At 39.0% G+C, this 14,537-nt stretch carries 15 protein-coding genes; 3 read left to right on the top strand and 12 right to left on the bottom strand.

Annotated elements, in window-relative coordinates; translation table 11 throughout:
- Positions 1 to 90 precede the first annotated feature (90 nt).
- The 6 genes from U735_RS0115135 to U735_RS0115110 all read right to left on the bottom strand — a co-directional run bounded on the left by U735_RS0115135 (position 91) and on the right by U735_RS0115110 (position 4,040).
- On the bottom strand, positions 91 to 360 hold the full coding sequence (locus U735_RS0115135; protein ID WP_031444637.1) for a hypothetical protein: 270 nt from the start codon (positions 358 to 360) through the stop codon (positions 91 to 93).
- A gap of 65 nt (positions 361 to 425) precedes the next feature.
- Positions 426 to 824 (bottom strand): RidA family protein, encoded by a 399-nt coding sequence (locus U735_RS0115130; protein WP_232233329.1) that lies wholly within the window; start codon positions 822 to 824, stop codon positions 426 to 428.
- A 118-nt stretch (positions 825 to 942) separates the two neighbouring features.
- Positions 943 to 1,863 (bottom strand): ester cyclase, encoded by a 921-nt coding sequence (locus U735_RS25045; RefSeq protein ID WP_051892158.1) that lies wholly within the window; start codon positions 1,861 to 1,863, stop codon positions 943 to 945.
- Positions 1,864 to 2,081: 218 nt separating this feature from the next.
- Positions 2,082 to 2,516, bottom strand: coding sequence for a hypothetical protein (locus tag U735_RS0115120; RefSeq protein ID WP_146032797.1), 435 nt, complete (start codon positions 2,514 to 2,516; stop codon positions 2,082 to 2,084).
- Between the two features lie 174 nt (positions 2,517 to 2,690).
- Complete coding sequence (locus U735_RS0115115) at positions 2,691 to 3,458, bottom strand: hypothetical protein (RefSeq protein ID WP_031444633.1); 768 nt, start codon at positions 3,456 to 3,458, stop codon at positions 2,691 to 2,693.
- Positions 3,459 to 3,512: 54 nt separating this feature from the next.
- Entirely contained in the window at positions 3,513 to 4,040 is a 528-nt protein-coding gene (locus U735_RS0115110) for an ester cyclase (RefSeq protein ID WP_031444632.1), read from the bottom strand.
- Positions 4,041 to 4,235: 195 nt separating this feature from the next.
- On the opposite strand from U735_RS0115110, the gene U735_RS0115105 reads away from it, so the two are divergent.
- The 3 genes from U735_RS0115105 (at position 4,236) to U735_RS0115095 (ending at position 8,092) form a co-directional block, all read left to right on the top strand.
- The gene (locus tag U735_RS0115105; protein ID WP_031444631.1) at positions 4,236 to 6,188 is read left to right on the top strand and encodes a tetratricopeptide repeat-containing sensor histidine kinase; all 1,953 of its coding nucleotides are present in this window, start codon (positions 4,236 to 4,238) and stop codon (positions 6,186 to 6,188) included.
- Between the two features lie 3 nt (positions 6,189 to 6,191).
- Entirely contained in the window at positions 6,192 to 6,926 is a 735-nt protein-coding gene (locus U735_RS0115100; RefSeq protein WP_031444630.1) for a LytR/AlgR family response regulator transcription factor, read from the top strand.
- Positions 6,927 to 7,303: 377 nt separating this feature from the next.
- Positions 7,304 to 8,092 (top strand): hypothetical protein, encoded by a 789-nt coding sequence (locus U735_RS0115095; protein WP_031444629.1) that lies wholly within the window; start codon positions 7,304 to 7,306, stop codon positions 8,090 to 8,092.
- A gap of 130 nt (positions 8,093 to 8,222) precedes the next feature.
- Here U735_RS0115095 and rpiA read toward each other — a convergent pair whose 3' ends face one another.
- The 6 genes from rpiA to U735_RS0115065 form a co-directional block, all read right to left on the bottom strand.
- Positions 8,223 to 8,897: a ribose-5-phosphate isomerase RpiA gene (rpiA, locus tag U735_RS0115090; RefSeq protein ID WP_031444628.1), complete on the bottom strand. Its 675-nt coding sequence runs from the start codon at positions 8,895 to 8,897 to the stop codon at positions 8,223 to 8,225.
- Between the two features lie 43 nt (positions 8,898 to 8,940).
- The gene (locus U735_RS0115085; RefSeq protein WP_031444627.1) at positions 8,941 to 9,549 is read right to left on the bottom strand and encodes an FMN-binding negative transcriptional regulator; all 609 of its coding nucleotides are present in this window, start codon (positions 9,547 to 9,549) and stop codon (positions 8,941 to 8,943) included.
- A gap of 42 nt (positions 9,550 to 9,591) precedes the next feature.
- Positions 9,592 to 10,434, bottom strand: a complete 843-nt coding sequence (locus U735_RS0115080) for an endonuclease/exonuclease/phosphatase family protein (RefSeq protein ID WP_031444626.1) — start codon at positions 10,432 to 10,434, stop codon at positions 9,592 to 9,594.
- A 131-nt stretch (positions 10,435 to 10,565) separates the two neighbouring features.
- Positions 10,566 to 11,840, bottom strand: a complete 1,275-nt coding sequence (locus U735_RS0115075; protein WP_031444625.1) for a DEAD/DEAH box helicase — start codon at positions 11,838 to 11,840, stop codon at positions 10,566 to 10,568.
- Between the two features lie 70 nt (positions 11,841 to 11,910).
- Positions 11,911 to 13,467, bottom strand: a complete 1,557-nt coding sequence (locus U735_RS0115070; RefSeq protein ID WP_031444624.1) for an NAD(P)/FAD-dependent oxidoreductase — start codon at positions 13,465 to 13,467, stop codon at positions 11,911 to 11,913.
- A gap of 73 nt (positions 13,468 to 13,540) precedes the next feature.
- Positions 13,541 to 14,407: an AraC family transcriptional regulator gene (locus tag U735_RS0115065; RefSeq protein ID WP_031444623.1), complete on the bottom strand. Its 867-nt coding sequence runs from the start codon at positions 14,405 to 14,407 to the stop codon at positions 13,541 to 13,543.
- Between the last annotated feature and the right edge of the window lie 130 nt (positions 14,408 to 14,537).

Raw genomic sequence — 14,537 nt, 5'->3', positions numbered from 1 at the left:
TTGGTAAATATGTCTACTATTATAAGCTACTAAAGTCGACAACTTTCAATATTTTATCCAGGCCATCGGGAGGATAATTTTGATTCTTCGTTAAAGCGAAAGTTGCAGGGAAAGAATTATGGGTTCCAATACAGTGTGGCGATCTTTAATTGCTTTGTTCTTGGGGTCGTTGATAATAGCGCCAAGCTTTTCCATATCCGCATCCTCAAAAACCAGAACTACGGAGTTTGGATCATTTGCATCTTGAAAGGTCCTAAAACTGGATACTACAGCGGCAAAAAGCTTTACACGGTCTTCATGTCCTTTTAGCCAAGTTTCTATGTTTCCTACCCTGTGACGGGTTACAATTGTTTGTTTCATTTTAGTCTTATTTATTTTTTAAATATTTTACTGTTTGATTTCGATTGCCCCTATTTATGCACTTCCTATTCAATTTCTATTAAAAATTCAGGTAGTGCCAATTCCTTCACTCCAAGCCAGGAACCTGTGGGGAATTGCTTTTTGTAAATCTCATTTCTATAGGCGGCAACCTCCAAAAATTTTGGCATATTGGTGGTGAAGACATTTTCTACCACCACATCGTCGAAGGTGCATCCATAGTGGGCTAGGACCTTTTCCAAATCGGAATAACAATTTTTCATTTGCTGTTCCATATCCCCAATTCCGGTAGGGTTGCCCTCATCGTCCATGCTCACCGCTCCAGAGACCTTTATTTCGTTTCCGATTTTTACGGCATGTGAGTAGCCGTAGGCCTTCTCTACATCAGGGCGCAATAGAAAATATTCGGGGATTTCTTTTTCAACCAAAATCGCAGGTTGATCCATAGCTTCAACTGCGGTTTTTTCCTTGCAGTTCAGGCTTATTCCTATTAGGAAAAGTAGTATAATTCCTATAGTAAATTTTCTTCTTTTGATCATTGTGGTATTAGCTTTGGTGGTTTTTTTATTTCGGGGTGGGCATGGAATATCCCAATTGTTCGTAAACTACTAGATTGTCATAAAAGGCGTCTTCGCGAGCGGCTTTTCCTTCGGTGTCGAACATCCACACACTAAAACCGTGAGTTTCAATTTTTTTGTTGGTAGGAGGATTGCCCATGAATTCTCCTTTGTTGGTACCGGTACATGTCCAGTTGAGATAGGCTTTATTTCCATCAATTACCGTTTTGTCCAGGTTTACCTTAAAATCAGGAAAGGCACTGTGATAGATATCCATAAAGTCTCCATAATCTGATTGTTTTTTGGCGATAGTGACCCCATTGGCGGTTCTCGTCACATTTTTGACCAAATTGGCATACATTAATTCCTTGTCGTTTGCATTCCAAGCTTTGGTGACATTATCAATAGTAGCCTGTATTGCTTTTTCATCGGCAGACATACTATTTTTCATCTCTATTTCCTGAAGTGCAAGCATTATAGCAGAGGGGTCCCACATTCCAACTTCTCGCACAATTTTGCCATCCTGGAAACGATATGTGAGGTGAATGGGAATGTTCACTACCTGACCATTTCCAGCCAGGGTACCTTGCCAATCCAACCAACAGTTTACCCATGTTTCCCCATCATCGGTAAGCACCATTTCATATTCTTGATCCTTGTCCAGAAAACTTCTCTGGGCGTAGGCCATGTCCCTTTCTTTGTGGTAGGCAATTACCTCTTCTGGCGACAATGGGTTCTCCTTGGCGTTGTAATAGGTTTTTGAAGTATCTGCATAGATACTCATATCGTAGGTTTTGTTATTGTAATTCCCAATTAATTGCTTAATAGTATTAATTTGTGGGGAATCCTGGGTATAACGTTCCGGGCCTTTCTCCTGACAGGCCGTTATGAAAGCTAATGTAAGCCCAATTATGATCAGTTTTTTCATGATATTATAGGATTTATGGACCGGACAAGTTCCTTATTAAATATCCGATCAGGATTTTTTACTCGATAATCGAGATTTAAACCTGCCTGCCGCAGACAGGTGCTCCGACGCTTGCCTGCCCTGTATGTCAGGCGGGCCTACCCGTTCGTTCAGGCGGGCGTCGAAATCAAAATTGAATTTCCTTTCAATGCCTCGTGGGCTTGCCCCGAGGTAGTTTACTATTTTTTCGTTAATTCCGGATTTTCTTGATAAATCTCATCGGAATGGGTAACAACATATTTATTCCACGACTTAAAAAAGGCATTGCGGTCTTCTTCCTTGGGCCAAGCCTTGTCAATTAGTTCGTTCTGCATGTTGGAGGCGGCATCAATGTCGTTCCAGGAGGCATATTCACTAATAATAACCAAATCCCTTAAGTCTCCACCGGATATATGATGTAGTACCCTTTCACTGATGACCTTATCGTTCTTGAAGGATATTTTTTCGGAAAAATCCTTTAAAAGGGCATTGAGTTCGGCCCGTGTCCCATTTTCAGGTATACTTAGTTTCCAGGTGGTAACTGTAAAATAGTTTCCCTCTTGCGCTAATCCTGAGGTAGGAATAAATAGGGCGAGGATCATTAGGGCTCCGATAATTGTTTTTGTAATTTTCATATGGTTGAATTTAATGGTTATTAATCTCATTTTACATTTTAAAAACAGGTAGGTGGGTTGTAGATAAGGTTTGGTTTATTTTCTTTACGAAATTGCTAATTCAAATTGAAAATCTTCAAACTACTTGATACCCTGTGGTTTACTTAGAAACCTTTAGCCTACCTGTTTATCTATTTAATTTGAAGGGGTATAGGCTAAATTGGGATGCATTTGTCCTGTTTCTGTTTCGTATTTTAGGACATAACCAAACATTTCGTCAAAAAGTTTTTTTCCCTCTTCACCCAATAAGGCTTCGTTTTCCTTGGATTTTTTGGCATAGTCCTCGGCGTCTACCGCAGAAATTACAGCGAGATAATAATCTCCCATATTACCAAATCCGTTGTGGTATATGCGATAATACTCCTTGGATCCTTTGGAAGTATATAGGGCTTTTAATTCTTTCAGTTTTCCTTTGAGGTTTTGGATGTTGCTAGGGGTAACGTATAAGAAATGCCATTTTCTATAGTTCTGACCCTCGGTGGTTGTGCTTATTCCTTCGGGCATATAAGTAAGTTCCTTGTTTAAATAGATTATATAATCCCCATGTTTGTCATAACATTCATTGTACCGCTTAAAAAGATTTCTAAAAGCATCCTCTCCCATTTTTTCCGCTAAGGGAGCCATGACGTTCTTGTCCAGTTCAGCCATATTTTCTATAGGGGAAATGTTAAAGTACCGTCCCGTATCGGTAGAGGCTACCTGCCAGCTCATTTCCTGAAGATTATGTTTTTTACAGGCTTCCATGAAATCTTTGGAAACCATGTCATAATCATGGATTTTGGAAGGTTTTACTTGGTCTTCATGAACATAGTACGCTTGGTTTTTTTCGCCCTGTGCCGTTCCAATGAATGGTACGAGCATAGCTGCCAGGGCAATAAAAATGATTTTTTTTAGTGTTCTCATGACAATTGTTGTTTAATGGTTTAATATTTAATTTTTAAATGAGTTTATAATAGATTATTTCAGATTAGGGTTTTGCAAGGAGTATCCCAATTGCTGTAAAAGTTCAAGTTCATTGTAAAAGATATCCTCTCGGTATATTCTGCCCTCCTTATTAAAATAGAGATGCGAAAATCCATTTATTTTTACTTTCTTACCTGTGGCCATAACCTCAGCAAATTGGCCCGTATTGGTCCCTATAAATATCCAGTCCACATACCCTTGGTTATCACAAACAATGCTATTGCTTAAGGTCACGGTATAGTCCGGGAACCCAATACCAAATAGATTACGTTTTGCCTTTAATTCTGTTTTATTGGTAACCACGGGTATTCCGTTCATATTTCTTAAATAATCTTCGGTAACCAGACTATCTATTTCTTTTTCATCCAAAGGGCTCAGATAGGCTTTTATAGTTGTCTCCAAGTTACTTTTTGTCGGGACCATATTGTTGTTGCCGGAAATTTCCGAAGTTTCATTGTCCACTTGAACCTTGTTGTTTTTACATGAAACACAACCTATAACAATAAAAAGTAAAAATATCATTGGCGATTTCATGTCTTTCAAATAACTACCTACCTTGAACTAAATAATGAGTTTTTATTTTGATTATCAATCTGATCAGGACGGAGTCCTTGTTTTAATGTCCGAACAACTAGTTTTATTTAGCCTGTGATTTATCCCAATAATATTGTATCTTGAGCATCCCCGGATTTTTAAGTTAAATCATTGTTTAAAAAAATGGGCAAACATTACTTCATAGCAATTTTCGTCAGTATACTTAGCTGCCCTTTGCTATTTGGTCAACTCATAAACTTTGATCGAGAGATACCTTATGAAAAGGTATTTGTAGATACCGATAATTTTGGGGTTTCCTATCTACAACATTTGGAGAATTTCTATACACAGGCTCCCTCGGATGCCCTACAGTTTGAAATCCTGAACGATTTGGCCTATTATTGGCATACCCGTAATTTGACCAAGGCCTTAAATTTTACTGAAGAAGGTTTAAACTGTGCATTGGCTAAGGGCGATATGCTGTGGCATGGTAGATTTCAAATTACACAAGGTGCCATTCTATTGCGAATGGAAAAGTTGGACAGGGCCGAAGAAGTTTTGGAAGAGGCCAAAACTAAGGTGCTGACCAAAGACCTCCCTTTTTTAAATACGCAATTGGGTTATGTTTATGAGCGTCGAGGTCAACTGGACAAGGCCGCCGATTATGCCATGGAAGTACTGCAATTGGGAGAGGAACTAAACGATAAAAAGGCCATAGCCTTGGCTTATAGTGACTTAAGTAATATTTTCTGGAAACAGGCGAAATACGAAAAGGGTTTAAAATACGGTATTAAATCCATTGTCATTTTTGAGGAACGGGGAATAATTGATCTGGATTATGATTTTACCTTGTATGTGGTGGCCAACAATTTCTTAAAACTTAACAGGCATGACGAAGCATTAAAGTATTATGAACACTCCTTGGCCATAGGTGAGAGATATGGATTCTATAATAATTTAAGTGATGTTTATATCTCCCTGGTGGACCTCTATGCATATTTGGGCCAGTACAGGAAGGCGGAAACTGCAGGGGTCAATGCCGTTAAGTACGCCGAGTTATTGGATAATGAATTTATGCTTATGCGATCTTGGCTATCTATTGGAAAACTGCAAAATCTCCAGGGAAAATATAGATATGCCATAGAAAGCCTTCAGAAGTCACTGGATGTCGCTACCGCCGAATTTGGAGATGAGTACTATTTAAGTCAGGTCTACGAAGCTCTGGGAAAGGCTTACGCCGGGGACCACGATTATATGGAAGCCTATAAGGCATTTTCAAAGTATGATGGGCTAAAAAAGGAAATCTTCACAGCAGAATCCGATCAACGAATAGCCCAACTACAAACAGAATTTGAAGTTGCACAAAAGGAAGACACCATAATGATGCAACAGGGCACCATTCGAAAGCAAAAAAGTAATCAGATTTTAACCTCCATTATCTCTGGATTATTATTGTTTCTTTTGATCGTGGGCTTCGTAGCCATAAGAATTAACCGCAGAAAAAATAAACTTCTTCAACAACAAAATCAGGAAAAGGAATTTCTTATCAAGGAAATCCACCACCGCGTGAAGAATAACCTGGAAGTGGTATCCAGTTTACTTTCGCTCCAATCCACCCACATAGAGGATAAAAAAATAAAGGAAAATATGCACCAAATCCAAAATAGGATACAGAGTATGACTATGATCCATCAAAATTTGTATCAAGGAAAGAATCTAGGAAGCATTGAGATGAAGAATTATTTCAAAATTTTAGGGGATTATGTATTGCAATCCTATGGAGCGGGGCAAAAAATAGTTATGGTTTATGACATGGAAGAGATAGAACTAAATGTAGACATTGCAACCCCTATTGGGTTAATAGTTAACGAATTGATTACGAACTCTTTAAAATATGCCTTTCCCAATAATCTTACTGGTGTAATCACAATTAGTCTAGTTCAGAAGTCTACACATTTGGAGCTCACTGTTACGGATAATGGTATAGGCATCAAGAAAGGAAATCAAACCCATGGTACAGGATTTGGCACCCAATTGATATCGCTTTTAACTAAGCAATTGGATGGTAAAATGGTGCTTCATCAAAAGAAGGGGACTTCGGTTTCTTTCGAATTTCAACATCATAAAGCAGCTTAATTTATGGAACAAAAGACCCGTATTTTAATAGTAGAGGACGATATGATCATCGCAGCCAATATTTCTGTGCAACTCTCCAACTTGGGGTATGAGGTAATGGGGATTGAAACTAGGGGAGAGGAGGCAATTTTACATGCCACCGCCAATTGTCCAGATATTATATTGTTGGATATTAATTTAAGGGGCAATATCAACGGTATTGAAGCAGCCGAACAAATTCAGAAATTAAAAAGAATTCCTATTATCTACCTTACGGCAAACAGTGACGAAGCTACTTTTGCCAAGGCCAAAGCTACACGTCCCCATGCTTTTATCTCCAAACCATTTAATAGTTTAAATCTACAGCGGACAATTGCCTTGGTGGTAGATCAAATAAAAGACAACGATTTGGACAGCATTGAGGTATCTGAAAATTTGGAGGTGCTTTTGGATCGAATTTTTGTTAGACATAATGGAAAAATGGTAAAACTGCTTCTGGATGATATTTTATACATAGAGGCGGATAGGAATTATAGCAACATAGTCACTTCAACCGGAAATTATTTGGTGAGTACTACCCTTAAGGTAGTGGAAAATGAAATGAAAAGCCATATGTTTCTTAGGGTCCATAGATCTTATATGGTCAATATCTCCAAATTGGATGTGGTTGCTGATAACCATTTGGAAATAAACAGGAAAGTTATTCCCCTAAGTAAATCCTTTAAGGAGCATCTAATGAAACATTTGCATACCATTTAATTCAACGTGAATTCGACATAAAAAATAATTGTAAGACATTTATTTCGTGTAAATTAAAATATTTCTACTGTCCCCTCGAGCCTGACTGCGAAAGGCAGGCTCGACCTGAAAAATTTCATAAATAACGTCTTAGAAATTAAATATAAATCGAACTCACTTTAATTTAGTTAATTCAGAGCTTGGGTAAATTTAAGTTTGTCTACGGACAATAATGGCCTTCATTCGTCCTAAACTTCTACACACATTAGGATGTATTGCTTAATATAATATGATATATGGTTCAGACCAACCTTATGTCCAAATACGCTTTTGGGTATTATTGCAATGTTGAGTTAATAATCTCGAAAGACCTTTATTAATCCGTAACACCTGATAACATGAAAAATTTATTAATTCTTATCGCATTATTGATGGTGGGCAACATGAGCGTGGCCCAGGAAAAATTGTACCTAGTTTTTGAGTTTATGCATGTAGACAATGAACAGGAAATGGAGTACAGCGCAACTGAAGAGTTTTGGGAAAAAATTCAAGAACAACGTGTAAAAGCCGGTGATATCAGTGGTTGGGATTTATGGTCCCTTTACCCAGGGGGGGAGATGCAAGACTTTCAATATCTCACGGTAACTGTTTATAATGATCCCGTAAAGATGATGGATGGAAGCAGTTGGGCACATCTTATGGATAGGGCTAAGGCTGCTTATCCCAATATGTCTGAGGCAGACCTTAATAAAAAAATAAACCACTCCTCGTCAACCCGGGACTTGGCTGTAAGAATATTCGCCGAAGAAATAGCCGTGACCAAGGGCGATTTTGATATGTCTATTGGCACTGTAGCCCAAATGGATATGATGAAGGTAGGTTTAATGGATTATGATTCTTATGAAAAAGCGGAGATGGAAATATTTCAGCCTATTCATCAAAAAGTGGTCGACTCAGGCGGAAAGGGCAATTGGGGCTTAATTCGGTTTATTTCTCCAATAGGGAGTGATACCTATGCTTCGCACATGACCGTAAGTATGTTCAAGGATTACAAGCAGGCCTTGAACCAAAATATTAATTGGGGTGAGGGGGCAACGCCGGCCTCCACCAAAGCAATGCAGGATGGCATAGCCTTGAGGGATATGAAATATGTTTATATGGCCAATTTGATCAGAAAAGTAAGGTAAACAAAACATTGACCATAGTTTTCCGGACCAAATAATAAAAACCTATAATTTGGACATTATAGGTTTTTCTTTTGTAATAAGGATTCTTGGGTTTACCAAAAGGTAGCTATATGAAAATGATTGTGCCTACTTATTTCTTTAGGGTAATGGTAGTTTCTCCTTGTCCTATTATTATGATGTCTGCCATATCTAAAAATAGGCCGGTTTCCACAACGCCCGGAATTTGTTTTAGTTTGGTCTCCAATAATTGGATATTTGAAATATGTCCAATATTAAGGTCTAATATAAAGTTGCCCTCATCGGTGACAAAATTTTCGTCATTCTTTACTCTCAATTTTGGCTGTAGCCCCATTTTTTGAAGCGATTGCTCAATTTTTTTGGTAGCAAAAGGAATGGTTTCCACGGGGAGTTTAAAATCGCCCAACCTTTTCACTTCTTTCTGGGAGTCTGCAATAATAATGACCAAATCAGAATTAAAGGTTAATATTTTCTCCCTTAATAGGGCGCCACCGCCTCCTTTTATAAGTTGCATATAGGGATCAAATTCATCGGCACCATCAATATATACATCAATGGCGTTGGTTTTTTCCAAGGTAGTAAGGGGAATCCCTAATTCCATTGCCAATTTTTTGGTGTTTTCAGAGGAAGGTACCCCAACTATTTTCAATCCGTTTTGTACTAGTCTCCCCAATTCTTTAACCATATGGGCTGCAGTAGATCCTGTTCCCAAACCCACGGTCATACCACTTTTAACATATTTTACGGCTTCTATGGCCGCAAGTTGTTTTTCTCTATCCAAGTTCATTTCTATAATAATTATATAAAAGAATTTTAATATTATTCTGTTGTTACTTTTTTTGTTTTATCATGTTGGCAATTTCATGGGAACCTGGATTATTGGTCTTTTGTAATTCCTCTATTATTTTTGGATGGTCCTCCGGTCTTGTTTGGGATAACTTATAGGTTGCATGAATATCTGTTATACCAATTTGGAATCCGACAATACCCTTAATTTGTCTCATGGTTTTATGTGAAAGATTATGTATTGAAACCGGGTTGGTGGAAGCTTTTTCGTATTTGTCCACTAATTTATGTAGGGAATCCAGGACCGCTTCATCATTTAGTATTTGTATTTTACCGTAGACGTGTACCGCTATATAGTTCCAGGTCGGCACTTCTTCTTCCTTATACCAGGACGAGGAGATGTAGCTATGCGGACCATTGAAAATAACCAAGACCTCTTCATTTCCCTTGAAAGATTTCCATTGTGGATTGGCCTTGGAGATATGACCTACCAATATGTCCTTTCCTTCGTCATCCACATCCAATTCCAATGGGATATGTGTGGCCCATGGGCGGCCATCGGTTTGGTTGATCAAAATGCCAAAGCTGTTTTGCTTAAGGAATTCCCGGACTTCATCCAGGTTTTCGTTTTTATAATGGGATGGGGTGTACATGTTTTAAGTAGTGCTTAAGTGGTTCAATACTCTGAACCTCATTTAATTCTTTATGGTCATCAAAACGGGTAAATGGTCCGAAATATGCATGTTATTGGCCATTCTGTCATCAATATGGGTATAGGACAATACTTCAATATTATTTACAAAGATATAGTCTATTCTATTTTCCATAATTCTGTCCTGATCAAAACCATTAAAAGTACCTATGGGTCCATAGAAAGGTTTCTTCGAAATTCCCATGGCATCCGTTAAGTGCTTTTTTAAGAATTGTATAGGCTCGGTGTCCGGGGTTAAATTTAGATCCCCCATTAGGATTACAGGAAGGTCGGAGGTGTTTATTTCTTTAATCTTTTTGTAAATAAGTTCGGCAGAATTTACTCTGGCCTGCATTCCCCTATGGTCGAAATGTGTGTTAAAAACATAGAATTGTTTTTTGGACGTTACATTTTCAAACATGGCATAGGTGCAGATTCTCTCCATGGAGGCATCCCAACCCACCGATACTTTTTCTGGGGTTTCTGATAACCAAAAGGTATTCGTTTTTAGCACTTTGAATTTATCACTATTGTAAAAAATTGCCGAGTACTCTCCCTTTTGTTGCCCGTCGTCCCGACCGACTCCTACATAGGAATAACCATTAAGGGCATTGTTCAAATAATCCACCTGATGGTGAAGGCCTTCCTGAATACCAACAATATCGGCATCATAGTGCTGAATTAATGAGGCCAATGAGGCCTTGCGTTTGTTCCAATTATTGATCGTATCAGAAGTATTGTCGTACCTAATATTAAAACTGATAAGATTGGTGGTTTGGGAAAAGGAGGTCTTCGGAATAATAAATAGGGCAAAGCCTACTAATATGGTAGTTAGAGTGTTTTTCATTGGATATTTATTTTCGTCTTTAAGAGTAAATCTTTTAAAAGAATAAATATCCTGAATTTTTTAAATACCTACTAATCCTTTGTGGTTTATATCACCAAAATAAAAGAAAAAAGGGAACTGATTTTTTAATATCAATCCCTTTTTGGTCTGTTATTTCTTTTTCTGCTATGGCTGTTATTTCTGCCACCTCTAGGATTGGAATGTCCCGTCCTTTGTTTTTGCCTGTTATTGTGATGCTTTTTCTCTTCCAAGGGTATTTCTTCCGATCCATCGTCCGCAAAAGGGTGGTCTGTAATAACGGGTACCTGCTGGTTTATCAATTTTTGAATATCTTTTAGATAAGGTCGCTCTTCAGCATCACAAAACGATAGTGCAACTCCGCTGGCACTGGCCCTTCCTGTTCTACCTATTCGATGTACATATGTTTCCGGAACATTTGGAAGGTCATAATTGATCACTAAAGAAAGTTCTTCAACATCTATTCCTCTAGCTGCAATATCGGTTGCGATCAGTACCTTTAATTCCCCATCTTTAAAATCGCCCAGAGCTTTTTGACGCGCATTCTGCGATTTGTTGCCGTGAATGGCATCGGCCTTAATATCTGCCTTGGCCAGTTGTTTTACTATTTTGTTTGCACCGTGTTTGGTGCGCGAAAAAACAAGGGCGGAATCATTTGGATCTTTTTCCAAAAGATGGATAAGCAAGTTTGGTTTATTTTTTTTGGTTACAAAATAAACGCCCTGTTCTACTTTTTCCGCTGTTGCTTGCTGAGGTTTTATGGTAACACGCTCAAAATCTCCCAATATTTTCTTTGAGAGTTCCACTATAGCAGGTGGCATGGTAGCGGAAAAGAAAAGGGATTGTCTATTTTCCGGTAGTTTGGCAATTATCTTTTTAATATCGTGGATAAAGCCCATGTCCAACATTTGGTCGGCCTCATCTAATACGGCATATTTTATATCTTTTAAAGATATAAAGCCTTGGTTCATTAAGTCCAATAACCTTCCTGGAGTAGCAATAAGTACATCCACACCTTTTCTAAGAGCGTCCGTTTGCCTTCCTTGCTTAATTCCACCGAAAATAACGGTGTTCCTTATTCCTGTAAATCTGGAATAAGAGGTAAAATTCTCCCCGATCTGTATGGCCAACTCCCTTGTTGGGGTTACCACCAAGGTTCTAATTTTTCTTTGTTGTTGATTGGCTTCCCTGTCCATCACCAATTGTTGTATGATGGGTATTGAAAATGCTGCCGTTTTACCGGTTCCTGTTTGCGCGCAACCCAATAGATCCTTTCCTTTTAGTAAAATGGGTATGGACTTTTCTTGTATTGGGGTTGGATTTGTATAGCCTTCAGCCGTCAAGGCTTTTAGGATAGGCTCTATAATACCTAATTCTTTGAATGTCATGTAGTATGTAAAATAAGCGGCAAAGGTAGGGGATTAGTTTGGATAAACCGTTTAAATCAAAAAATAGACCCTAGAATCCAGCAGCAGCGGCCTCAGCACATCGTTCCCCGTCCATGGCTGCCGATACAATGCCGCCGGCGTAACCTCCACCTTCCCCACAGGGGAAAAGTCCCTTTATTTCCGGATGTTCCAGGTTTTCATTTCTTGGAATATTTACAGGGGAGGAGGTTCTGGATTCCACCCCTACCACATTGGCCTCCGAAGTGTAATAGCCCTTCATTTTTTCCCCGAAGGCCGTAAACCCAGAGCGTAGCCTACTACCAATCAATTTAGGCAAAAGGGAATGCAAAGGGGCGGATTTTAATCCTGGCTGATAGGAGGTAGGGTTCAGGTCAATGGACAGTTTACCTTCCACAAAGTCGGTAAGTCGCTGTGCAGGGGCAGTTTGTGTTCGCCCACCTGAAGTAAAAGCCAATCGCTCCAAATCCTTTTGATATTCCAAGCCCTTCAATGGGCCATGGTGTTCATATTTGTGAATATCGATGTCCACATTTATTTCCACTACAATACCGGAATTGGCAAATAGGTTATTTCTTTTGGAAGGGGACATACCGTTAACAACTACTTCTCCCGGCGCGGTTGCCGCGGGAACTATAAATCCACCCGGGCACATACAAAAGGAGTATACGCCCCTGTCCTTTACCTGTTCTACCAGACTATAGGAAGCAGCAGGGAGCAATTCGTTCCGTTGTCCTTTACAGTGGTACTGAATACTATCTATAATATGTTGAGGGTGTTCTACCCGTACGCCCATGGCAAATGACTTGGCCTGTAGGGCAATTTTTTTGTCGTTCAACAAATAATAGATATCCCTAGCGGAATGACCTGTAGCCAAAATAACCCTTTCCGCGGGCATTTCGGAACCATCGTGCAAAACAATGGCCTTTATGGTGTTGTTGACTATTTTAAAATCGACCACTTTCGATTGAAAGTGTATTTCCCCTCCGTATTTTAAAATGGTCTCCCTTATATTTTGCACTAGTTTGGGCAACTTATTGGTGCCTATATGTGGGTGGGCATCTATGAGTATTTGTTCTGTGGCGCCGTGGTAGACCAAATTTTCAAAAATTCGCCGTACATCCCCTCTTTTAAGACTTCGGGTGTACAATTTGCCATCGGAATACGTGCCGGCACCTCCTTCTCCAAAGCAATAATTGGAGTCTTCATTTACTATGTGGTCCCTATTGATAGCCTTCAGGTCCCGTCTACGGTCCTTGACATTTTTTCCCCTTTCAAGGACAATGGGTCTATAGCCCAATTCTATACAGCGAAGCGCGGCATACATCCCGGCAGGTCCAAAACCTATAATGTGTATTTTTTTAGCTTTGGATACGTCCTTATAATCAAAGATGTACTCCTTGGTCTTGGGTGCGGGTTCGTTGATATAAACTGAGACCTTATAATTAAAATATATGGTAGATTTACGGGCATCGATAGATCTGCGAAGTACGGTTACCTTTGAAATTTCCTCAATGGGGATTCCCAAATATTTTGAAGCTTTCTTCCTTAGGATATCCTCTACCGATTCTTCCAATAAAGTGGTCCTGAGCTGTATGTTTCTTACCATAGCGCAAAATTACTTTAATTAAAGTAATTATTTATCCAAAAAAACATGACCGGCCTGTGAGTTCTATGTTTGTTTATGCACTATACTCCTTTTTATAGGACAAGGGGGTTCTTTTGGTGATTGCCTTGAACTGCTTGTTGAAATTGGACAGGGTTTGAAAGCCACTCTCGTAGCAGGCCTGGCCAATATTCATTTTATTTTCGATAAGTAGTTTGCAGGCATAGCCTATTCTAATTTCGCTTAAAAATTCAGAAAATGTTTTGTTGGCATGAATCTTAAAGTATCTGCTAAAGGAGGTTGGGGTCATGTTGGCCAAGGAGGCCACAGTGCTTAATTCTATTTTGCTTTTGAAATTCTTCATTACGTAGGCGTGGACATTGTTCATCCTTTCGGTATCCGCTTCCTTTAAGGAGTTGGTATATCCAGGACTGGCCAGGGATATAGTTTCTGTTGTGTTGGCAATACAGTTTAAGATTTTAAACAATTCCAGAACACTTTCCATGCCTTCAAGATGCACTAGCTTGGTTAGCATGGTGCCGATAGATTTAGCGGTTTTTCCAGTCACATCCAGACCCCGTAGACTCTTATGAAATAATTGCCTTAGTTTAATCATTTCTTCCTTTTGTAATAGACTTTGGCCAATAAAATCTTCATGAAAGTAAACTACAATACCTTCGGACCATAAACTGTCCTCTACTGCATAACCTTCATTATCGCTGCGCCACATATGTGGTAAATTGGGTCCTGTGAAGGTAATATCCCCTTCCTTAAAATGCTTTACGTGGTCACCAATAAATCTGGTGCCGCCACCTTTTAACACCATAAATAGTTGATACTCCGGATGGAAATGCCAAATAGGGTCAAAATTGGGCTGTCGCAATAATTTGGCAACAAAGGCATGGGATTTAGGAATGGGCGATTTTTGTAATGCAGATTTCATCGAGGAATAAGGTTTTAAACACGGAAATGCTAGGGGCCAATCTTAGGTGTAATTCTAGTATTCTGTAATTATTTGTCCATAAATATATACAAAATACTTGTTTAATGGTATAATACAGTTAATTGTAGAT

The sequence above is a fragment of the Arenibacter algicola genome, assembly GCF_000733925.1.
In the GTDB taxonomy this organism is placed as follows: domain Bacteria; phylum Bacteroidota; class Bacteroidia; order Flavobacteriales; family Flavobacteriaceae; genus Arenibacter; species Arenibacter algicola.
Note: the sequence above shows the minus strand (reverse complement) of the source record. Positions and strands in the feature narration are given on the sequence as shown.

What these genes read in the sequence shown, in the direction of transcription:
- U735_RS0115135 (WP_031444637.1), bottom strand. Translation starts at nt 360, where the DNA reads ATGAAACAAACAATTGTAACCCGTCACAGGGTAGGAAACATAGAAACT.
- U735_RS0115130 (WP_232233329.1), bottom strand. Translation starts at nt 824, where the DNA reads ATGGATCAACCTGCGATTTTGGTTGAAAAAGAAATCCCCGAATATTTT.
- U735_RS25045 (WP_051892158.1), bottom strand. Translation starts at nt 1,863, where the DNA reads ATGAAAAAACTGATCATAATTGGGCTTACATTAGCTTTCATAACGGCC.
- U735_RS0115120 (WP_146032797.1), bottom strand. Translation starts at nt 2,516, where the DNA reads ATGAAAATTACAAAAACAATTATCGGAGCCCTAATGATCCTCGCCCTA.
- U735_RS0115115 (WP_031444633.1), bottom strand. Translation starts at nt 3,458, where the DNA reads ATGAGAACACTAAAAAAAATCATTTTTATTGCCCTGGCAGCTATGCTC.
- U735_RS0115110 (WP_031444632.1), bottom strand. Translation starts at nt 4,040, where the DNA reads ATGATATTTTTACTTTTTATTGTTATAGGTTGTGTTTCATGTAAAAAC.
- U735_RS0115105 (WP_031444631.1), top strand. Translation starts at nt 4,236, where the DNA reads ATGGGCAAACATTACTTCATAGCAATTTTCGTCAGTATACTTAGCTGC.
- U735_RS0115100 (WP_031444630.1), top strand. Translation starts at nt 6,192, where the DNA reads ATGGAACAAAAGACCCGTATTTTAATAGTAGAGGACGATATGATCATC.
- U735_RS0115095 (WP_031444629.1), top strand. Translation starts at nt 7,304, where the DNA reads ATGAAAAATTTATTAATTCTTATCGCATTATTGATGGTGGGCAACATG.
- rpiA (WP_031444628.1), bottom strand. Translation starts at nt 8,897, where the DNA reads ATGAACTTGGATAGAGAAAAACAACTTGCGGCCATAGAAGCCGTAAAA.
- U735_RS0115085 (WP_031444627.1), bottom strand. Translation starts at nt 9,549, where the DNA reads ATGTACACCCCATCCCATTATAAAAACGAAAACCTGGATGAAGTCCGG.
- U735_RS0115080 (WP_031444626.1), bottom strand. Translation starts at nt 10,434, where the DNA reads ATGAAAAACACTCTAACTACCATATTAGTAGGCTTTGCCCTATTTATT.
- U735_RS0115075 (WP_031444625.1), bottom strand. Translation starts at nt 11,840, where the DNA reads ATGACATTCAAAGAATTAGGTATTATAGAGCCTATCCTAAAAGCCTTG.
- U735_RS0115070 (WP_031444624.1), bottom strand. Translation starts at nt 13,467, where the DNA reads ATGGTAAGAAACATACAGCTCAGGACCACTTTATTGGAAGAATCGGTA.
- U735_RS0115065 (WP_031444623.1), bottom strand. Translation starts at nt 14,407, where the DNA reads ATGAAATCTGCATTACAAAAATCGCCCATTCCTAAATCCCATGCCTTT.